Source organism: Streptomyces sp. TG1A-8 (genome assembly GCF_030499535.1).
In the GTDB taxonomy this organism is placed as follows: domain Bacteria; phylum Actinomycetota; class Actinomycetes; order Streptomycetales; family Streptomycetaceae; genus Streptomyces.
In genome coordinates, this window is record NZ_JASTLB010000001.1 from 5,886,373 (window position 1) to 5,907,209 (window position 20,837).

The window sequence follows — 20,837 nt, forward strand, 5'->3', positions numbered from 1 at the left end:
CGGCGCGCGGCCGGTCCCGGCGGCGAAGGCGCGGACCGGCCGCGCCCCTGCGCGCGAGCGGTCAGGAATGCGACAGCTGCCCCGCGCCGCCCCGTCGGCGTATCCGCCTCTGCTCCCGCGACGCGGCCCGCTCCTGGCGCCGGCGGGCGCGCCGCTCGCGGCGCAGCGAACGGGCCGTGCTGCTCGGCTCGGAGACCACGCCGTGACGCTGGCTCCACACCTGGCGGGTCACCCAGACGTCGACCACGCCCCAGGTGGCCACCACCGTGCTGGCCACACTGCTGATCACCATCGGGAACGCCAGCCAGGACCCGGCCATCGTGCACAGGAACGCCACCATCGCCTGGATCAGCGTCACCGAGACGATCAGCACCGCGCGCACGGCCGCCGTACGCACCGGATCGGGCAGCCGGCGCCGCCGCGCGGGCTCCTCGACCCACAACGGCCGGTGGCACGACTCGTGTCGTCCTTCGCGTTGCCCCTCGGCGGACTCCCCGGAGCGCCCATGCGCCGGATTGTCCCGATCCGATGCCTCAAGGCCCCGCCGCGCCGCCGGGCGCTCCGCCACGCCTTCCTCGGGCGCCCCGCGCCGCTCCGCCGTCCCCATCACCGTGTCACTCCCCACCGCAGGCAGTCCCCTCACCCGGTGTCCGTGGACCCCGTCTCCCCAGTGGCTGCCCGGCTTGCGCTGTTTTACGCCGCCGGGGCGCGGCATGCGGCTGCTGTGGCCGATTCCACGCCCGCTTCCCGTGAAAGGACGAACGGCGGCCCGGAAAGATTCCCGGTGGCGAAAGATTCCGGCCAACCAGTTGTCCGTACTGCGCCGATGGGCCCCCGGCGGCCGCGTGCCGCACGGGGGCAATCTCCCGCAATGCCCGGACAACTCGCCATCTCTCGCCCCGGATGCGGAAGTTCATCCTCCGGCCATGTCTTCGAGTTAACCAGGAGGCGGTAGTAGGCTCGCGCCGTTTGTTAACGCACGTGTGCGCCCCCGGCCGACGGGGGCCGAGCTGGGGGAGGCCATGCGCTTTCGCGGGAAGTCGGTCCGCCGGAAGATCGTGGCGCTGCTTCTCGTGCCGCTGGTGTCCCTGGCCGCCATCTGGGGCTTCGCCACGGTGCACACGGGGCGTGAGGCCGCCGACCTGGTCCGCGTGTCCAGGGTGGTGCAGGACATCGGCTACCCCACCGAGGACGCCGTCCGCGGCCTGCAGCAGGAACGGCGCCAGAGCCTCGTCTACCTCGCCGACCCGCGGGCCCCCGGTGCCCTCGCGGCGCTGCACCGCGCCCACACCGCCACCGACCGGACCGTCACCGAGCTCCGCAGGCACGCCGGGGACCGCGGCCTCCTCGACGGCATGGACGCGGACGACAACGAGCACTTCACCACCGTCCTCGACGCCTTCCACGGGCTGGACGACCTGCGTCGCGGCGTCCGGGAGCGCTCGGTCACCCGCGCCCAGGCCCTCGACCTCTACAACCGGCTCGTCGACCCCTGCTTCTCCCTGCTCGCCAGCCTGGACGGCATCGACGACGTCGAGATGGACAAGCAGGGGCGGGCCCTGGTCAACGTCATCCGTGCCCGGGAACTGCTCTCCCGCGAGGACGCCCTGCTGGGTTCGGCGCTGGTGGCCGGCCGGCTCTCCCGTGACGAGACCCGGGACGTCTCCGACCTCGCCGCCCAGCGCACCCTGCTGTACGGCATCAGCCTGCCGCTGCTGCCCGCCGCGGAACGCGACCGGTACGAACGCCTCTGGAAGAGCGCCACCACCGCCCCGCTGCGCACGGCCGAGCGGAACGTGATCGGCACCGGCTCCGCAGTGCCCGGCGGCGTCACCGCGCGGAACTGGGACACCGCCGCGGCGAACGTCCTGGGCGACCTCGGCCGCCTGGACGACCAGGTCGGCGACCGGCTCCAGGACCGCACGCGGCCCGTGGCCGTGGGGGTGATCGCCCAGGCGGCCGCCGCCGGCCTCCTCGGCCTCGTCGCCCTCCTGCTCTCCCTGGTGCTCTCCGTGCGCGTCGGCCGCGGTCTCGTCCGCGACCTCAAGCAGTTGCGCCAGGAGGCGCACGAGGCGTCCGGGGTGCGGCTGCCCAGCGTGATGCGCCGCCTCTCCGCCGGCGAACAGGTCGACGTCGAGACCGAGGTCCCGCGCCTGGAGTACGAGAAGAACGAGATCGGCGAGGTCGGCCAGGCGCTCAACACCCTGCAGCGCGCGGCCGTCGAGGCAGCGGTCAAACAGGCCGAACTGCGGGCCGGGGTCTCCGAGGTCTTCGTCAACCTCGCCCGCCGCAGCCAGGTGCTGCTGCACAAGCAGCTCACCCTGCTCGACACCATGGAGCGCAGGACCGAGGACACCGACGAACTCGCCGACCTCTTCCGCCTGGACCACCTCACCACCCGCATGCGCCGGCACGCCGAGGGCCTGGTGATCCTCTCCGGTGCCGCGCCGTCGCGGCAGTGGCGCCGCCCCGTGCAGCTCATGGACGTCGTCCGCGCCGCCGTCGCCGAGGTCGAGGACTACGAACGCGTCGAGGTCCGCCGCCTGCCGCGCATCGCCGTCAACGGGCCGGCCGTCGCCGACCTCACCCACCTCGTGGCCGAACTCCTGGAGAACGCCACGGTGTTCTCGCCCCCGCACACCGCCGTCCAGGTCCTCGGCGAACGGGTCTCCAACGGCTTCACCCTGGAGATCCACGACCGGGGGCTCGGCATGACGGCCGAGGCGCTGCTCGACGCCAACCTCCGGCTCGCCGAGACCCCCGAGTTCGAACTCTCCGACACCGACCGGCTCGGCCTGTTCGTGGTCAGCCGCCTCGCCCGGCGCCAGCGCGTCCGGGTCTCCCTCCAGCCGTCCCCCTACGGCGGCACCACCGCCGTGGTCTTCATCCCCGACACGCTGCTCAGCGACGACATCCCGGAGACCGACGGCACCGGCTTCCGCCTCGACCGGGAGCGCTCCCCGCAGGAGGCCGAGCCCACGGCGCGGCGCCTCACCGCGCGTGCGCGGGTGCCGGAGCTGCCGCAGGTGCCGGGGCTGCCCGCTCTGCCGGCCTCCTTGCTGGGCCCGGTCGAGCTGGAGGCGCCGGTGGACCTGGACGCCCTCGACGACTTCCCCGGGGCGCTGCCGGAGGAGGACAGCGAGCGCGGCGGACTCTTCCGCCCCCGCCACTTCCCGGCCCGCGCCGACGACCCGGCGGTCCCCCGGCTGAGCGGACTCCCCCCGTCCGCCTCCCCGCGCGCCGACGACCCCGGGGAACGCACCGGCGGACCCGTACCGCTGCCCCGGCGGCGGACGCCCAAGCTGGTCAGCTCGCACGGCAGGCCGGTCGCCGGGCAGGGCCCGCGCCGCGACCCGGACGGACAGCCCCCGGCCGGCCCCCGCCGTGCCGAGCCGGGCGGACCGGCCGCGCTGCCGGTCCGCCGCCGCGAGGAGCCGGACCGGCGGGCCGCGGGGTCCGCCGAGCGCGCCGGGGCACGCCCGGCTGCTCCGGGCGACGGCGGGCACGAGTCCTCCGGGACGCCGTCGCCGCCCGGGCGCCCCCGGTCCGCGACCGCCGCTTCCGGGGCCGGCCGGGACGACGGCACGCCGCCCGCCGGCGGCACGGCCCCCGCGTCCGCTCCCGGCGCCGGCCCGCTGCCCCGGCGCCGGCGCCAGGCCAGCCTGGCCCCCCAGCTCAAGCAGGACCCCGAACGGCGCGCCGAACACGAGGCGCGGCCCGAGGACCGCGACGCCGACGAGGTCCGCAGCCGGATGGCCTCCCTGCAGCGCGGCTGGCAGCGCGGCCGCGAGGAGAACGCCGCCGGCGACGGCGCGCGGAACGGCACAGCACGAGGAACGACAAAGGGGGACGGTCCATGACCGCACCGAAGGCCACCGGCGGCACGGGTACGAACAAGGAGGACAAGAGGGACAAGGGGGACAAGGGGGAGCTGAACTGGCTCCTCGACGACCTCGTCGACCGGGTCGCCAGCATCCGCAAGGCCGTCATCCTCTCCGGGGACGGCCTGCCCACGGGAGTGTCCAAGGACCTGACCCGCGAGGACGGCGAACACCTGGCCGCCGTCGCGTCCGGTTTCCACAGCCTGGCCAAGGGCGTGGGCCGTCACTTCGACGCGGGCGGCGTCCGGCAGACCGTCGTCGAGCTGGACGACGCCTTCCTGTTCGTGACCGCCGCCGGGGACGGCAGCTGCCTGGCCGTGCTGTCGGACGCCGACTCCGACGTCGGCCAGGTCGCCTACGAGATGACCCTCCTGGTCAAGCGGGTCGGTGCGCACCTGGGCACGGCTCCGCGCGCCGAGCTGCCCGCGGGCGGGTAGTGGGACGGCATGAGCGGAGACGGTCAGGCAGGAAGCCACTGGTTCGACGACGAGGCGGGACCGGTCGTCCGTCCGTACGCCATGACGCGTGGCCGCACCACGAGCCCGGCCCAGCACCGCCTCGACCTGATCGCGGTGGTCGTCACGGAGCCCGGCGCCGACGACGCCGAGGCGGACACGACGCTCTCCCCGGAACACGTGGACATCGTCCGGCTCTGCCGGGACGCGCCGCAGTCGGTCGCCGAACTCGCCGCGGAGCTCGACCTGCCCACCGGAGTGGTGCGCGTCCTCATCGGAGACCTCGTGCACGCGGAACTCGTCCACGTGACGCGTCCGGTGCCCCCGGCCGAGCTGCCGGACGAGAGCATCCTGCGTGACGTGATCGCCGGCCTCCGGGCGCTGTGACCGGCGTGGAAGCGCGAGCGGTGACGGGCCGGCGGCTGCCAACCGGCCGGGGCGGCACCCCCGCCGGTGCCGTCGCGCGTGGCCCGGACGGCCGGCCGGCCGCGGACGGACCGCCGTCCCGCGGTCCCGGCCGGCACGCGCCCACCGCCGTCACCGGCGCACGCGAGGAACCCCTCGGTGCTGACCGGCCGCGGTGAGCACCCGCCTCCGCGGCGCCCCGCGTGGCCCACGGGAACCAAGAACCCGGTGGCGGCGGCTACGGCCGACCGCCGCCCGAACACCCAGCAAGCAGGAGAAGAGACCGATGATCTTCGGGCGTTCCGAGCGCGGCAGGTCCCTGGTGGAGCCCGTCACGCTCAAGATCCTGGTGGCCGGCGGCTTCGGCGTGGGCAAGACGACCCTGGTCGGCGCGGTCAGCGAGATCAGACCGCTGCGCACCGAGGAGCTGCTGACCGAGGCCGGGCGTCCGGTCGACGACACCACCGGCGTGGAGGCCAAGCACACCACCACCGTGGCCATGGACTTCGGCCGCATCACCGTGCGCGAGGGGCTGGTGCTGTACCTGTTCGGGACGCCCGGGCAGGAACGGTTCTGGTTCATGTGGGACGAGCTGTCCGAGGGCGCCCTCGCCGCCGTGGTGCTCGCCGACACACGCCGCTTGGAGGACTGCTTCGCCGCCGTCGACTACTTCGAACGGCGGTCCATCCCCTTCCTCGTCGGCATCAACTGCTTCGACGGTGCCGCCCGTTACCCCGCCGACGCCGTCCGGCGGGCACTCGACCTGGACGGGGACGTCCCGCTGGTGCTGTGCGACGCCCGCGACCGGGAGTCGGTGAAGGAGGTGCTCGTCCGCGTCGTCCAGCACGCGATGGGGTACACCGCCGACCGCCGGCGGGCCGTCACCACCTGACCCGCGACGCGGTCCGCACCGCGGAGCGGTGGCCGGGGCGGGCGGGAGCCGTTGTGGCCGACCCGCTGCCACCGCATCGGCTCCGTGGACATCTGCGCCGCAAGAAGTTCCGCTTCTGATCGGATACAGTCCGCGCGTGTCCGAAATTCAGCACTCAACTGCCAACTCCGCTCAGGGCTCCCACTGTTCGAGCTGCGGAGCGCCCCATGGGGAGGGTGCCGCCGGCTGGCCGCGCACGTGCCCGTCCTGCGGGAGCGTCGCCTACCGCAACCCGCTGCCGGTCGCCGTCGCACTCCAGCCCGTGTACGACACCAGGGGCACGGCCCTGGTCGTCATCACCCGAACCATCGCCCCCGCACGCGGGGGCACCGCCCTGCCCGGCGGTTACATCGACGACCGCGAGGACTGGAAGCAGGCCGTCGTGCGCGAACTCAACGAAGAGACCGGCATCGACGCCGCCGCCCGCGACGTGCGGCTCGCGGACGCCATGAGCTCGCCCGACGGGCACCTGCTGCTGTTCGGGCTCCTGCCCGAACGCTCCGCCGAAGGACTCCCGGCCCCCGGCACCACGGACGAGACCGAGGGCCCGCACCTGCTGCGCAGGCCCGAGGAGCTCGCCTTCCCCCTGCACACCCTGGCCGTGCGGGCCTTCTTCGAGGGCCGCTACGTCTGAGCCGGCCGGTCAGCCCAGGCCCCGCACCCGCACCGGGCGGGACGGCTCGGCCGCGCCGTCCTCCCGCTCCCGTACGACCACCACCCGCCGGCCCTGCCGGCGGGCCACGTAACGCTCGATCCCCCCCTCGTCCCACCCGTCGCCCGCGTCCGGCACCACCAGCCCGCCCCCCGCCCGTCCCCGCTCGGGCGCCCACACCTCCAGCTCCGGCGCGCCGCGCTCACCGCGCACCGGCAGCACCGCACCCGCGTGCGCGAACACCGGGATCCGCGACGGCGGCGCGTCCACGACGACCCGCGCCGGGCCCTCGTACGCCCGCTCCGTCACCGTGTCGTACCAGCGGCCCCGCGGCAGCTGCACCGCACGCCGGTCGGTTCCCGGTTCCAGGACCGGCGCCACGAGGAGACAGTCGCCGAGCAGGAACGCGTCCTCGCAGTCGCGCAGCGCGCGGTCCTCGGGCGCCCTCCACCACACCGGCCGCACACAGGGCGCGCCGGTCCGCCGGGCCAGGTGGGCCAGCGTCACGAAGTAGGGCTGCAGACGCCGGCGTTCGAGCAGCGCCAGGCGCGCGTGCCCCACCACCCCGGGGCCGGACTCCCACGGCCCCCCGCGCCCCGCCCGCGTACGGAGCAGCGGCAGGTACGCGGCGAGCTGCAGCCACCGCAGGTACAGCTCCGCCGCCCCGTCCCCGCCGGGGCCCCCCACGTCCGGCCCCGAGAACGGCACCCCGCACAGGCCGAGCCCCAGCACCAGCGACAGGGAGGCCCGCAGCCCCGGCCAGCCCGCCGCCGCGGCCCCCGACCAGGTCCCCCCGTACCGCTGCGAGCCCGCCCAGCCGGAGCGCGACAGCAGGAACGGGCGCTCCTGCGGCGACAGCGCGCGCAGCCCCTCGTAGCCCGCGCGGGCCATGCAGAGCGCGTACACGTTGTGCGCCTCCCGGTGGTCGCCGCCGCGCCCCTCCAGGGCGTGCCGGGCCGAACGCGGCAGCGTCGTCTCCCCGAAGGCGGTGAACGACGTCGGCTCGTCCATGTCGTGCCAGACCCCCGCGAAGCCCTGCCCCAGCCGCTCCGCGTAGAGGCCGCCCCACCACGCGCGCACGGGCGCGCGGGTGAAGTCGGGGAAGACCGACTCGCCGGCCCGCGCCTCGCCGCGCACCACCCGCCCCGCGGCGTCCCGGACGAACGCGTCCACGGCCGAGCCGCTGTCGTGCACGGCGTTGCCCGGCGCGGCCTTCACCGCCGGGTCGACGACCGACACCAGCCGTATCCCGTCCCGGCGCAGTTCCTCGGCGAGCACCGGCAGCTTCGGGAAGCGCTCCTCGTCGACGGTGAACACCTGGCCGTCCTCGCAGTGGCCGACGTCCAGGTGGACGGCGTCCAGCGGCAGACCGCGCTCCTGATGGGCCGCGACGGTCCGCCGCACCTCCTGCTCGCCGCCGCGGTCCCACCGCAGGTGGTGGCCGAGGGCCCAGGCGGGCGGCAGCGCGGGCGCTCCGGTCAGCGACGCCCAGGTGTGCAGCACGCGCGCGGGCGTGCCCGCCATCACCCAGCAGCGCAGCGGACCCCCGTCCATCCGCGTCTCGCAGCGTCCCGCCCGGTCGTGCCCCGACCCGGCGCCCTCCTCGCCCTCCCACAGCGTCACCGCACCGTCCCACGTGCTGTCGTGGAACACCAGGTGGGCCCCCGCGTCGGCCACCACCAGCTGCACCGGCATGGTCAGGTGCGGCGGATCACCCCCCGGGCCGGACGCACGGCCCGGACCGGCGTTCCACAGCCGGTACGTGCCGTCCCGCAGCCGGGGCCCGGACGCGCGCCCGCCCAGACCGAAGAACCGGGCGTCCGCGGCCACCTCGGACCGCTGCATCCACCGCACCGTGCCCCCGCCGGCCGGCTCCCACCAGCGCGGCGGCAGGTCCCGCCGCAGCATGACGCCTCCGGGCGTGCACACCTGGACCGCACCGTGCCGGGAGACGGCGACCGTCATCCGCTCGGCCACGACCCGCCAGCCACCGTCCTTGTCCGGCTCCAGCACCGCCCGCGGATCCGCCTCGGGACAACTCCGGGCGAGCGCGTACGAGGGCTCGGGGCCCGCCCCGTCCCAGCCCCAGAAGACCGCCCCGTTGACCGCGACGGTGATCCGCAGCTCGGACCGCCCGAACCGGACCACCCCGCCCCCCGGCCCCGGTTCCGCCCCCCGCACCTCTCCCGGGACCCGCGCGCGCTCGGCCCCCCGCGGCGGCAGCCCCGCGGCGTCGATACGCCTCCTGCGCCATGCGGCCCGTACGGTACGGAACCCCTGCGCCGCCCCCCTCGAACCGACCACACTCACCGAACGCACCAGGTCACGACCGTCCATGCTGCTCACCCTGCCACTGACCGCCCCCCGCGCGCGTGTCGTTCAACTGCCGTTCACCCATGCCGGAACCACATCTTCACGACACGGACTATGTGGGGCCCGCCCTGGTGCGGCCCGTACGGTACGGAACCCCTGCGCCGCCCCCCTCGAACCGACCACACTCACCGAACGCACCAGGTCACGACCGTCCATGCTGCTCACCCTGCCACTGACCGCCCCCCGCGCGCGTGTCGTTCAACTGCCGTTCACCCATGCCGGAACCACATCTTCACGACACGGACTATGTGGGGCCCGCCCTGGTGTGGAAGTCGATCACATGGCATCGTCCGTGTCAGCCGCGTCACGCGCACACCCCAGCCCGTGCGCGGACCGACGCACACCACGCGCACAGCCCGGGAGCCGCCCCATGTCGACCGCGAACCCCCAGCCGCTCTGGCAGCCCGATCCCGAACGGATCGCCCAGGCCCGCATCACCCGGTTCCAGGCGTGGGCCGCCGAGCACCACGGGGCCCCTGCCGCGGGAGGGTACCCGGCCCTGCACCGGTGGTCCGTCGACCAGCTGGACACGTTCTGGGAAGCCGTCACGCAGTGGTTCGACGTGCGCTTCTCGACTCCCTGCGCGCGCGTCCTCGGCGACCGCTCGATGCCGGGCGCCCAGTGGTTCCCCGGGGCCACCCTCAACTACGCCGAGCACGCCCTGCGCGCCGCGGACGGCCGCGCGGACGAGCCCGCCCTCCTGTACGTCGACGAGACCCACGAACCCCGCCCGGTCACCTGGTCCGAGCTGCGCCGGCAGGTGGGCTCCCTCGCGGCCGGACTCCGCGCCCTCGGCGTGCGCCCCGGCGACCGCGTCAGCGGCTACCTCCCGAACATCCCCGAAGCCGTGACCGCGCTCCTGGCCACCGCCGCCGTCGGCGCCGTGTGGACCTCGTGCGCCCCCGACTTCGGCGCCCGCAGCGTCCTCGACCGCTTCCAGCAGGTCGAACCGGTCGTCCTGTTCACCGTCGACGGCTACCGCTACGGCGGCAAGGAGCACGACCGCCGTGCCGTCGTCGCCGAACTGCGCCGCGAGCTGCCCACCCTGCGCGCCGTCGTCCACATCCCGCTCCTCGGCACCGAGGCGCCCGACGGTGCCCTGTCGTGGCCGGAGCTGACCTCGGCCGGCACCGAGCCCACCTTCGAACAGGTGCCGTTCGACCACCCGCTGTGGGTGCTGTACTCCTCCGGCACGACCGGCCTGCCCAAGGCCATCGTCCAGTCCCAGGGCGGCATCCTCGTCGAGCACCTCAAGCAGCTCGGACTGCACTGCGACCTCGGCCCCGGGGACCGCTTCTTCTGGTACACCTCGACCGGCTGGATGATGTGGAACTTCCTCGTCTCCGGCCTCCTCACCGGGACGACGGTCATCCTGTACGACGGCAGCCCCGGCCATCCGGACACCGGCGCCCAGTGGCGGATCGCCGAGCGCACCGGCGCCACCTTCTACGGCACCTCGGCCGCCTACGTCATGGCCTGCCGCAAGGCGGGCGTGCACCCCTCGCGCGACTTCGACCTCGCGAGGGTGCGGTGCGTCGCCACCACCGGCTCGCCCCTGCCGCCCGACGGCTTCCGCTGGCTGCACGACGAGGTCCGCGGGGACCTGTGGATCGCCTCCGTCAGTGGCGGCACCGACGTCTGCTCCTGCTTCGCGGGAGCCGTACCGACCCTCCCCGTCCACACCGGCGAACTCCAGGCGGCCTGCCTCGGCACCGACCTGCAGTCCTGGGACCCGGCGGGCCGGCCGCTCGTGGACGAGGTGGGCGAACTGGTCGTCACCAACCCCATGCCGTCGATGCCGATCCGCTTCTGGAACGACCCCGGCGGCAGCCGCTACCGCGACAGCTACTTCGACACCTACCCCGGCGCCTGGCGCCACGGCGACTGGATCACCGTCACCTCCCGCGGCTCGGTGATCATCCACGGCCGCTCCGACTCCACCCTCAACCGGCAGGGCGTACGCATGGGGTCGGCCGACATCTACGAGGCCGTCGAACGCCTGCCCGAGATCAAGGAGTCCCTGGTCATCGGCGTCGAGCAGCCCGACGGGGGCTACTGGATGCCGCTGTTCGTCCACCTCGCCCCGGGCGCCGTCCTCGACGAGGCCCTGTTGACCCGCATCAAGCAGGCCGTCCGCGAGCAGCTCTCACCGCGCCACGTACCCGACGAGGTCATCGAGGTCCCCGGGATCCCGCACACCCTCACCGGCAAGCGCATCGAGGTCCCGGTCAAGCGGATCCTGCAGGGCACACCCCTGGAGAAGGCGGTCAACCCCGGGTCCATCGACGACCTGGCGCTGCTGGCCCTCTACGAGCGGATGGCCCGCGAACGCGCCTGACCCGGCCGCCTCCCGCCCGGAGGGAACGGCCCGGGCCCTGCCGGACCCCGCGGCAGGCCGGGCCGCCCCGGCCCCGTTGTCAGTGCCCCCGGTTACTGTGGGTGAGCAATGATCCACTGCGCACTGGGGGACATCATGGCGCACACCGACCACCGGACCACGCGGCGCGTCCTGGGCCGCGAGATGGCCGGCACCATCGGACTGCTCACCGACGAACACGACTTCCGCGCCATGCGGCGCTACCGCAGCTTCACCTTCGACGACCACACCGCCTACCTCCACCAGGTGGAGGCGCTCCTCGAAACCCGCGCCGCACAGGGCAGCCACACCACACTGGCCCTCTTCGACCCCGAGGACTACGCCGCGTTCTGCGCGCACACCGGCCTCGACCCGGAGGCCCCGGCCAGCCGCAGCCGGTACACCGCCGAACTCGCGGCGACCGGCCCCACCGTCCCCTATGACGGCCGGCCCCTCGCCGCGCTCGTGCCCACCCTCGTGGACGAAGCGGTCCGGCAGGCCACCTGGGAGTACGCCACCACCCTGCTGACCCGCCTCGGCCCCTGCGCCACCTGCGGCGAGGACATCGGCCGCGCGGCCTTCACCAGGGCCTCCGGCCTCCTCGTCCGCATCCTCGACACCGCACCACCGGGCGACCGGCACCTGGTCTGCAGCGTCTCCGGACCACCGGAGACCCTGGTCTCCGTCCTTCACGCGGACGAGGGCACCGGCGGGACCGCCGAACTCGACGAGGCGGAAGCCCTGGAATTCACCGGCGTCCTCGCCCTCGGCCTCGCCACCCGCAGCCCCGGCGGACTCGTCATGCGCACCAGCGCCCCCGGAAGGGCGGACCGCGTCTACGGCTGGCGGCTGCGCGCCGGCGCCCTGGAACCCCTCACCGCCTCCGAGGTCTTCGACGCCTACTGCACCGACGCCGAGTCGGGCGACCCCGTCCCACCGGAACCGGACGTCGACTACTGCGTCCCGCCCGACCTCGGCACGCAGGACACACCACCGGGCCACCGTCACTGAACGCGCCGGGGGCGCCCCGCCCGGAGGCGGGACGCCCCTGAACCCGGCCGGCACCGTCGGCGCCGGCCGGCCTACTCGCCGGACAGCACCGCCTGCGCCGCGGCGCGCGCCTCCCCGGCACTGTCCGCCGCGCGCGCGGCGGCGGCCGCCCGCTCGCACTGCGCCAGCGTGTACTTCGCCAGCGTCGCCCGCACGTAGGGAATCGACGCCGCACCCATGGACAGGGAGGTGACGCCCAGACCCGTCAGCACACACGCCAGCAGTGGATCGGACGCGGCCTCACCGCACACCCCGCAGCTCTGGCCCCCGGCCCGCGCGGCCTCGGCCGACAGCGCGACCAGGTCGAGCAGCGCGGGCTGCCACGGGTCCTGCAGCCGCGACACCGCACCCACCTGCCGGTCCGCGGCGAACGTGTACTGCGCGAGGTCGTTGGTCCCCAGCGACAGGAACTCGACCTCCCGCAGGATCGAACGCGCCCGCAGTGCGGCTGACGGGATCTCCACCATGGCGCCGAACTTCGCGTGCAGTCCCGCCGCGCGACAGGCGTCCGCGAACGCCCTGGCGTCCGCGCGGTCCGCGACCATGGGCGCCATGACCTCCAGGTGCACGGGCAGCCCCTCCGCGGCCTTCGCCAGCGCGGCCAGCTGCGTACGCAGGACCTCCGGGTGGTCCAGCAGCGCCCGCAGCCCCCGCACGCCGAGCGCCGGGTTCGGCTCGTCCGCCGGCGTGAGGAAGTCCAGCGGCTTGTCGGCGCCCGCGTCCAGCACCCGTACCACCACCCGGCCCCCGGGGAAGGCCTCCAGCACCTGCCGGTAGGCCGCCACCTGCTTCTCCTCGGACGGAGCGTTCCGGCTGTCGTCCAGGAAGAGGAACTCGGTGCGGAACAGACCGACGCCTTCGGCACCGGCCTCCACGGCGGCCGGCACGTCCGCCGGACCGCCGACGTTGGCCAGCAGCGGCACCTTGTGCCCGTCGGCCGTGGCACCCGGGCCCGTCGCGCCCGTGAGAGCGGCCCTGCGCTCCGCCGCAGCGGCCTCCAGCTCGGCCTTCCTCCCCTCGCTCGGGTCGACGAAGACCTCGCCGGTGCTGCCGTCGACCGCGATCACCACGCCCTCGGCCAGCTCACCGGCGCCCGGCAGCGCCACGACGGCCGGAACGCCCAGTGCCCGCGCCAGGATCGCGCTGTGACTGGTCGGGCCGCCCTCCTCGGTCACGAAACCGAGCACCAGGGCCGGGTCCAGCAGAGCCGTGTCGGCGGGGGCCAGATCCCGCGCCACCAGTACGTAGGGCCGGTCGCTGTCCGGAACACCCGGCATCGGGACGCCCAGGAGCCGGGCGACGATGCGGTTGCGCACGTCATCGAGGTCCGCGACGCGACCGGCGAGGTACTCGCCGGCGCCGGCCAGCAGCTCCCGGTACGCCGCGAACGCGTCGTACACCGCGCGCTCGGCCGTGCTGCCGACGGCGATCCGCCGCTCGACATCGGCCATCAGCTCGGGGTCCTGGGCCATCATGGCCTGCGCCTCCAGGACCGCCTGGGCCTCGCCCCCCGCCAGGTTGCCGCGCGCCGCCAGGTCGGCCGCCACGGCGTCCACGGCCTGGTGCGCCCGTCCCTGCTCGCGCTCGGCCTCCTGCGCCGGAATCCGCTTCGCCGGCGGTTCGAGCACCGCCGTCCCCATGTGCCGAACCTCGCCGATCGCCACACCGTGGCTCACGCCGACGCCTCGCAGCGTTGTCTCCATCTCACCCGTCTCCGGTCAGGCGCGGCGGGTCGAGCCGCCGCGGTGGTTGTGCGGTGGGCCGCCGTGCGGCGGTGTGGTCGTCAGTTCCAGGAGAAGAGGCTGTCGCCGGTCTTCACGTCACCGCTGTCCCGGAGGCCGGAGAGCGCCTCGGCCGTGGCTTCGAGCGCCACGACGGGACACACCGGGGACTTGCCGGCGGCCTCGACGGCGGCGGGGTCCCAGCGCACGATGCCCTGACCGCGGCTCACGGTGTCGCCCTTGTTGACGAGCAGCTCGAACCCCTCGCCGTTGAGCTGCACCGTGTCGATGCCGAGGTGGGTGAGCACACCGTGCCCGCTCTCGTCGACCACGACGAAGGCGTGCGGGTGCAGGGAAACGATGACGCCGGCCACGGGCGCCACGACCTCGGAGGGCTCGCGCACCGGGTCGATCGCGGTGCCCGGGCCGACCATGGCCCCGGAGAAGACCGGATCCGGCACGGCGGCCAGTCCGACGGCGCGTCCGGGAAGAGGGGACGTCACGGTGGTCATGGGAAGCCTCCCAGGAGTGGGGCTGCGTTCGGGCCGTCACTGTCCGTCCCGGACGGCACACCGAGCAGCAGCGTATGTCAGTGAAGTGGCGGTTCCGGACAGAAGGTACCAGCTAGTGGTCTAGACCACCACTCACCGGGATTTGCACCGGCTCCGGGGACCCGTGTACCGTGGAGGACCTGCTGAGGACGGAACGGCGCTACGGCGTCCTCGCCCGGCAGCAACCCAAACTCGATCAGATCCTATCCCGGGATCACCTTCGGCATGTCTGCGGGGGGTTGGTCAGGGAGACGGAAAAAGCCTGATAGAGTTTGAAACACCGAAGGGAAGCGCCCGGAGGAAAGCCCGTGAGGGTGAGTACGAAGGAAGCGTCCGTTCCTTGAGAACTCAACAGCGTGCCAAAAGTCAACGCCAGATATGTTGATACCCCGTCCGTCGGAGGTTGTTTTCCGATGGTCGAGGTTCCTTTGAAGTAGACACAGCGAGGACGCTGTGAACGGCTGGGCTTATTCCGCCCGGCTGTTCCGCTCTCGTGATGTGTGCACCGGATGTGCTGGTTGCATGGTCCGGGGTGAGCATTCACGGAGAGTTTGATCCTGGCTCAGGACGAACGCTGGCGGCGTGCTTAACACATGCAAGTCGAACGATGAACCTCTTTCGGGAGGGGATTAGTGGCGAACGGGTGAGTAACACGTGGGCAATCTGCCCTGCACTCTGGGACAAGCCCTGGAAACGGGGTCTAATACCGGATATGAGGATCATGGGCATCTGTGGTTCTGGAAAGCTCCGGCGGTGCAGGATGGGCCCGCGGCCTATCAGCTTGTTGGTGAGGTAATGGCTCACCAAGGCGACGACGGGTAGCCGGCCTGAGAGGGCGACCGGCCACACTGGGACTGAGACACGGCCCAGACTCCTACGGGAGGCAGCAGTGGGGAATATTGCACAATGGGCGAAAGCCTGATGCAGCGACGCCGCGTGAGGGATGACGGCCTTCGGGTTGTAAACCTCTTTCAGCAGGGAAGAAGCGAAAGTGACGGTACCTGCAGAAGAAGCGCCGGCTAACTACGTGCCAGCAGCCGCGGTAATACGTAGGGCGCGAGCGTTGTCCGGAATTATTGGGCGTAAAGAGCTCGTAGGCGGCTTGTCGCGTCGGTTGTGAAAGCCCGGGGCTTAACCCCGGGTCTGCAGTCGATACGGGCAGGCTAGAGTTCGGTAGGGGAGATCGGAATTCCTGGTGTAGCGGTGAAATGCGCAGATATCAGGAGGAACACCGGTGGCGAAGGCGGATCTCTGGGCCGATACTGACGCTGAGGAGCGAAAGCGTGGGGAGCGAACAGGATTAGATACCCTGGTAGTCCACGCCGTAAACGGTGGGCACTAGGTGTGGGCAACATTCCACGTTGTCCGTGCCGCAGCTAACGCATTAAGTGCCCCGCCTGGGGAGTACGGCCGCAAGGCTAAAACTCAAAGGAATTGACGGGGGCCCGCACAAGCGGCGGAGCATGTGGCTTAATTCGACGCAACGCGAAGAACCTTACCAAGGCTTGACATACGCCGGAAAACCCTGGAGACAGGGTCCCCCTTGTGGTCGGTGTACAGGTGGTGCATGGCTGTCGTCAGCTCGTGTCGTGAGATGTTGGGTTAAGTCCCGCAACGAGCGCAACCCTTGTCCCGTGTTGCCAGCAGGCCCTTGTGGTGCTGGGGACTCACGGGAGACCGCCGGGGTCAACTCGGAGGAAGGTGGGGACGACGTCAAGTCATCATGCCCCTTATGTCTTGGGCTGCACACGTGCTACAATGGCCGGTACAAAGAGCTGCGATACCGTGAGGTGGAGCGAATCTCAAAAAGCCGGTCTCAGTTCGGATTGGGGTCTGCAACTCGACCCCATGAAGTCGGAGTCGCTAGTAATCGCAGATCAGCATTGCTGCGGTGAATACGTTCCCGGGCCTTGTACACACCGCCCGTCACGTCACGAAAGTCGGTAACACCCGAAGCCGGTGGCCCAACCCCTTGTGGGAGGGAGCTGTCGAAGGTGGGACTGGCGATTGGGACGAAGTCGTAACAAGGTAGCCGTACCGGAAGGTGCGGCTGGATCACCTCCTTTCTAAGGAGCACTTCTTACCGGGCCTGGCCCGGTCAGAGGCCGGTGCATCGGCGAGTGTCCGATGCCGGTTGCTCATGGGTGGAACGTTGACTATTCGGCAGGGTCCAGGATGGATCAGGCGCTAGTACTGCCCTTGGGGGTGTGGAACGCTGATCTGGTCGGCTGGTCGTGTCGGGCACGCTGTTGGGTGTCTGAGGGAATGGGTTTTTTTCCTCAGGTGCCGGCCCCAGTGCACTCGGACGGTGGTCCGGGGTGATGGGTGGCTGGTCGTTGTTTGAGAACTGCACAGTGGACGCGAGCATCTGTGGCCAAGTTTTTAAGGGCGCACGGTGGATGCCTTGGCACCAGGAACCGATGAAGGACGTGGGAGGCCACGATAGTCCCCGGGGAGTCGTCAACCAGGCTTTGATCCGGGGGTTTCCGAATGGGGAAACCCGGCAGTCGTCATGGGCTGTCACCCGCTGCTGAACACATAGGCAGTGTGGAGGGAACGCGGGGAAGTGAAACATCTCAGTACCCGCAGGAAGAGAAAACAACCGTGATTCCGGGAGTAGTGGCGAGCGAAACCGGATGAGGCTAAACCGTATACGTGTGAGACCCGGCAGGGGTTGCGTGTGCGGGGTTGTGGGATCTCTCTTTCACGGTCTGCCGGCCGTGGGACGAGTCAGAAACCGTTGATGTAGGCGAAGGACATGCGAAAGGTCCGGCGTAGAGGGTAAGACCCCCGTAGTCGAAACGTCAGCGGCTCGTTGGAGAGACACCCAAGTAGCACGGGGCCCGAGAAATCCCGTGTGAATCTGGCGGGACCACCCGCTAAGCCTAAATATTCCCTGGTGACCGATAGCGGATAGTACCGTGAGGGAATGGTGAAAAGTACCCCGGGAGGGGAGTGAAATAGTACCTGAAACCGTGTGCCTACAAGCCGTGGGAGCGTCGGAGTGGAGTTTTCTTCATTCTCGTGACTGCGTGCCTTTTGAAGAATGAGCCTGCGAGTTTGCGGTGTGTTGCGAGGTTAACCCGGGTGGGGAAGCCGTAGCGAAAGCGAGTCCGAAGAGGGCGTTTTAGTAGCACGCTCAAGACCCGAAGCGGAGTGATCTAGCCATGGGCAGGTTGAAGCGGAGGTAAGACTTCGTGGAGGACCGAACCCACCAGGGTTGAAAACCTGGGGGATGACCTGTGGTTAGGGGTGAAAGGCCAATCAAACTCCGTGATAGCTGGTTCTCCCCGAAATGCATTTAGGTGCAGCGTCGTGTGTTTCTTGCCGGAGGTAGAGCACTGGATAGGCGATGGGCCCTACCGGGTTACTGACCTTAGCCAAACTCCGAATGCCGGTAAGTGAGAGCGCGGCAGTGAGACTGTGGGGGATAAGCTCCATGGTCGAGAGGGAAACAGCCCAGAGCATCGACTAAGGCCCCTAAGCGTACGCTAAGTGGGAAAGGATGTGGAGTCGCACAGACAACCAGGAGGTTGGCTTAGAAGCAGCCACCCTTGAAAGAGTGCGTAATAGCTCACTGGTCTAGTGATTCCGCGCCGACAATGTAGCGGGGCTCAAGCGTACCGCCGAAGTCGTGTCATTGACATATATAGCCCCAACGGGTGTGTTGATGGGTAGGGGAGCGTCGTCTGCCGGGTGAAGCAGCACCGGAAGGTAGTTGTGGACGGTTGACGAGTGAGAATGCAGGCATGAGTAGCGATACAAACGTGAGAAACGTTTGCGCCGATTGACTAAGGGTTCCTGGGTCAAGCTGATCTGCCCAGGGTAAGTCGGGACCTAAGGCGAGGCCGACAGGCGTAGTCGATGGATAACCGGTTGATATTCCGGTACCCGCTGTGAAGCGTCAAACATCGAGCATCGTGATGCTAAGGCCGTGAAGCCGTTCCGGACCCTTCGGGGAATGGAAAGTGGTGGAGCCGCCGGACCAAGCGGTTAGTAGGTGAGTGATGGGGTGACGCAGGAAGGTAGTCCATCCCGGGCGGTGGTTGTCCCGGGGTAAGGGTGTAGCCCGAGTGGTAGGTAAATCCGCCGCTCATGCAGGGTGAGACCTGATGCCGAGCCGATTGTGGTGAAGTGGATGATCCTATGCTGTCGAGAAAAGCCTCTAGCGAGTTTCATGGCGGCCCGTACCCTAAACCGACTCAGGTGGTCAGGTAGAGAATACCGAGGCGTTCGGGTGAACTATGGTTAAGGAACTCGGCAAAATGCCCCCGTAACTTCGGGAGAAGGGGGGCCACGTCTGGTGAGAGCATGTGCTGCTTGAGCTGGGGGTGGCCGCAGAGACCAGCGAGAAGCGACTGTTTACTAAAAACACAGGTCCGTGCGAAGCCGTAAGGCGATGTATACGGACTGACGCCTGCCCGGTGCTGGAACGTTAAGGGGACCGGTTAGCTCCATTTCGGTGGGGCGAAGCTGAGAACTTAAGCGCCAGTAAACGGCGGTGGTAACTATAACCATCCTAAGGTAGCGAAATTCCTTGTCGGGTAAGTTCCGACCTGCACGAATGGCGTAACGACTTCTCGACTGTCTCAACCATAGGCCCGGTGAAATTGCACTACGAGTAAAGATGCTCGTTTCGCGCAGCAGGACGGAAAGACCCCGGGACCTTTACTACAGTTTGATATTGGTGTTCGGTTCGGCTTGTGTAGGATAGCTGGGAGACTGTGAAGCAGGCACGCCAGTGTGTGTGGAGTCGTCGTTGAAATACCAGTCTGGTCGTGCTGGATGTCTAACCTGGGTCCGTGATCCGGATCAGGGACAGTGTCTGATGGGTAGTTTAACTGGGGCGGTTGCCTCCTAAAGAGTAACGGAGGCGCCCAAAGGTTCCCTCAGCCTGGTTGGCAATCAGGTGTTGAGTGTAAGTGCACAAGGGAGCTTGACTGTGAGACCGACGGGTCGAGCAGGGACGAAAGTCGGGACTAGTGATCCGGCGGTGGCTTGTGGAAGCGCCGTCGCTCAACGGATAAAAGGTACCCCGGGGATAACAGGCTGATCTTCCCCAAGAGTCCATATCGACGGGATGGTTTGGCACCTCGATGTCGGCTCGTCGCATCCTGGGGCTGGAGTCGGTCCCAAGGGTTGGGCTGTTCGCCCATTAAAGCGGTACGCGAGCTGGGTTTAGAACGTCGTGAGACAGTTCGGTCCCTATCCGCTGTGCGCGTAGGAGTCTTGAGAAGGGCTGTCCCTAGTACGAGAGGACCGGGACGGACGAACCTCTGGTGTGCCAGTTGTCCTGCCAAGGGCATGGCTGGTTGGCTACGTTCGGGAGGGATAACCGCTGAAAGCATCTAAGCGGGAAGCCTGCTTCGAGATGAGGACTCCCACCCACTTGATGGGGTAAGGCTCCCAGTAGACGACTGGGTTGATAGGCCGGATCTGGAAGCACGGTAACGTGTGGAGGTGACCGGTACTAATAGGCCGAGGGCTTGTCCTCAGTTGCTCGCGTCCACTGTGTTGGTTCTGAAACCACGAACAGCCCCGTGTGCCCGCACATGGTGCGGCGTTCAGTTTCATAGTGTTTCGGTGGTCATAGCGTGAGGGAAACGCCCGGTTACATTCCGAACCCGGAAGCTAAGCCTCACAGCGCCGATGGTACTGCAGGGGGGACCCTGTGGGAGAGTAGGACACCGCCGAACTCCTTTTAGAGCTCCGGCTCCCGGGCACCGCCCGGGAGCCGGAGCTTTTTTGCGTTGCGGTAGGGTCGGGAAGCATCATTGGCTCGTTTCGCACAGGAGGCCCCGGGTGGAGGTCCAGGAGACGCGTGTCCAGACGGACCGGGTCCTCACCATCCCCAATATCCTCAGCATGGCCCGGCTCGTCGGCGTACCCCTCTTCCTGTGGCTGATCCTCAGGCCGGAGTTCGGCGGTCCCAAGAGCGACGGCTGGGCTCTCCTCGTGCTGGCGTTCAGCGGGGTCAGCGACTATCTGGACGGCAAACTCGCCCGGCGCTGGAACCAGATCAGCAGTCTCGGCCGGCTGCTCGATCCCGCCGCCGACCGGCTCTACGTCCTCTCCACGCTGCTCGGGCTCACCTGGCGCGAGATCCTGCCGCTCTGGCTCACCGCCCTGCTGCTGGCGCGAGAGCTGGTCCTCCTGGTGATGGTGGGCGTCCTCCGGCGCCACGGCTATCCGCCGCCGCAGGTGAACTTCCTCGGCAAGGCCGCGACCTTCAACTTGATGTACGCCTTCCCGTTGCTCCTCCTCAGTGACGGAAACGGATGGATCGCGTCACTCGCCGCAGTCTTCGGGTGGGCGTTCGCCGGATGGGGTACAACCCTCTATTGGTGGGCAGGAGTGCTTTACGTGGTACAAGTCCGCCGCCTGGTGCGCGCGGACGCCGCAGCCGATTGAGATCGTCCCTTGTCCGGACAAAGTCGTCCGATGGCCCGCCGTGGAGAAGTG

The 20,837-nt window shown here is 69.9% G+C and carries 12 protein-coding genes and 3 rRNA genes; 11 read left to right on the forward strand and 4 right to left on the reverse strand.

Annotation, left to right across the window (positions count from 1 at the left end):
• Positions 1 to 61: 61 nt before the first annotated feature.
• Positions 62 to 607: a hypothetical protein gene (locus QQY24_RS25990; protein WP_301975139.1), complete on the reverse strand. Its 546-nt coding sequence runs from the start codon at positions 605 to 607 to the stop codon at positions 62 to 64.
• Between the two features lie 415 nt (positions 608 to 1,022).
• Between QQY24_RS25990 and QQY24_RS25995 the strand changes: the two genes are divergently transcribed.
• The 5 genes from QQY24_RS25995 (at position 1,023) to QQY24_RS26015 (ending at position 6,306) form a co-directional block, all read left to right on the forward strand.
• A complete protein-coding gene (locus tag QQY24_RS25995) occupies positions 1,023 to 3,860 on the forward strand; it encodes a nitrate- and nitrite sensing domain-containing protein (protein WP_301975140.1) in 2,838 nt (945 codons plus the stop codon).
• On the forward strand, positions 3,857 to 4,318 hold the full coding sequence (locus QQY24_RS26000) for a roadblock/LC7 domain-containing protein (protein WP_301975141.1): 462 nt from the start codon (positions 3,857 to 3,859) through the stop codon (positions 4,316 to 4,318). The genes QQY24_RS25995 and QQY24_RS26000 overlap by 4 nt, the downstream gene beginning before the upstream one ends.
• Before the next feature lie 9 nt (positions 4,319 to 4,327).
• Positions 4,328 to 4,723 (forward strand): DUF742 domain-containing protein, encoded by a 396-nt coding sequence (locus QQY24_RS26005; RefSeq protein WP_301975142.1) that lies wholly within the window; start codon positions 4,328 to 4,330, stop codon positions 4,721 to 4,723.
• A 304-nt stretch (positions 4,724 to 5,027) separates the two neighbouring features.
• On the forward strand, positions 5,028 to 5,633 hold the full coding sequence (locus QQY24_RS26010; protein ID WP_301975143.1) for an ATP/GTP-binding protein: 606 nt from the start codon (positions 5,028 to 5,030) through the stop codon (positions 5,631 to 5,633).
• 136 nt (positions 5,634 to 5,769) lie between these two features.
• Complete coding sequence (locus QQY24_RS26015) at positions 5,770 to 6,306, forward strand: NUDIX domain-containing protein (RefSeq protein ID WP_301975144.1); 537 nt, start codon at positions 5,770 to 5,772, stop codon at positions 6,304 to 6,306.
• Positions 6,307 to 6,315: 9 nt separating this feature from the next.
• On the opposite strand, the gene QQY24_RS26020 is transcribed toward QQY24_RS26015, so the two are convergent.
• A complete protein-coding gene (locus QQY24_RS26020; protein ID WP_301975145.1) occupies positions 6,316 to 8,661 on the reverse strand; it encodes a glycoside hydrolase family 31 protein in 2,346 nt (781 codons plus the stop codon).
• 406 nt (positions 8,662 to 9,067) lie between these two features.
• Between QQY24_RS26020 and QQY24_RS26025 the strand changes: the two genes are divergently transcribed.
• Together QQY24_RS26025 and QQY24_RS26030 are read left to right on the forward strand one after the other, a co-directional pair.
• Positions 9,068 to 11,035, forward strand: coding sequence for an acetoacetate--CoA ligase (locus QQY24_RS26025; RefSeq protein WP_301975146.1), 1,968 nt, complete (start codon positions 9,068 to 9,070; stop codon positions 11,033 to 11,035).
• 135 nt (positions 11,036 to 11,170) lie between these two features.
• Complete coding sequence (locus tag QQY24_RS26030; RefSeq protein ID WP_301976360.1) at positions 11,171 to 12,064, forward strand: hypothetical protein; 894 nt, start codon at positions 11,171 to 11,173, stop codon at positions 12,062 to 12,064.
• Positions 12,065 to 12,135: 71 nt separating this feature from the next.
• Here the strand turns inward: QQY24_RS26030 and ptsP are convergent, their stop codons facing one another.
• Entirely contained in the window at positions 12,136 to 13,806 is a 1,671-nt protein-coding gene (ptsP, locus tag QQY24_RS26035; RefSeq protein WP_301975147.1) for a phosphoenolpyruvate--protein phosphotransferase, read from the reverse strand.
• Positions 13,807 to 13,886: 80 nt separating this feature from the next.
• Positions 13,887 to 14,336, reverse strand: coding sequence for a PTS glucose transporter subunit IIA (locus tag QQY24_RS26040; RefSeq protein ID WP_301975148.1), 450 nt, complete (start codon positions 14,334 to 14,336; stop codon positions 13,887 to 13,889).
• A 578-nt stretch (positions 14,337 to 14,914) separates the two neighbouring features.
• On the opposite strand from QQY24_RS26040, the gene QQY24_RS26045 reads away from it, so the two are divergent.
• The 4 genes from QQY24_RS26045 (at position 14,915) to QQY24_RS26060 (ending at position 20,786) form a co-directional block, all read left to right on the forward strand.
• A 16S ribosomal RNA gene (locus QQY24_RS26045) occupies positions 14,915 to 16,441 on the forward strand.
• Positions 16,442 to 16,747: 306 nt separating this feature from the next.
• Positions 16,748 to 19,869: ribosomal RNA gene (locus QQY24_RS26050) — 23S ribosomal RNA — on the forward strand.
• A gap of 85 nt (positions 19,870 to 19,954) precedes the next feature.
• A 5S ribosomal RNA gene (rrf, locus tag QQY24_RS26055) occupies positions 19,955 to 20,071 on the forward strand.
• The 16S, 23S and 5S rRNA genes sit together here, the layout of an rRNA operon.
• Positions 20,072 to 20,177: 106 nt before the next feature.
• Positions 20,178 to 20,786 (forward strand): CDP-alcohol phosphatidyltransferase family protein, encoded by a 609-nt coding sequence (locus tag QQY24_RS26060; RefSeq protein ID WP_301975149.1) that lies wholly within the window; start codon positions 20,178 to 20,180, stop codon positions 20,784 to 20,786.
• Positions 20,787 to 20,837 lie beyond the last annotated feature (51 nt).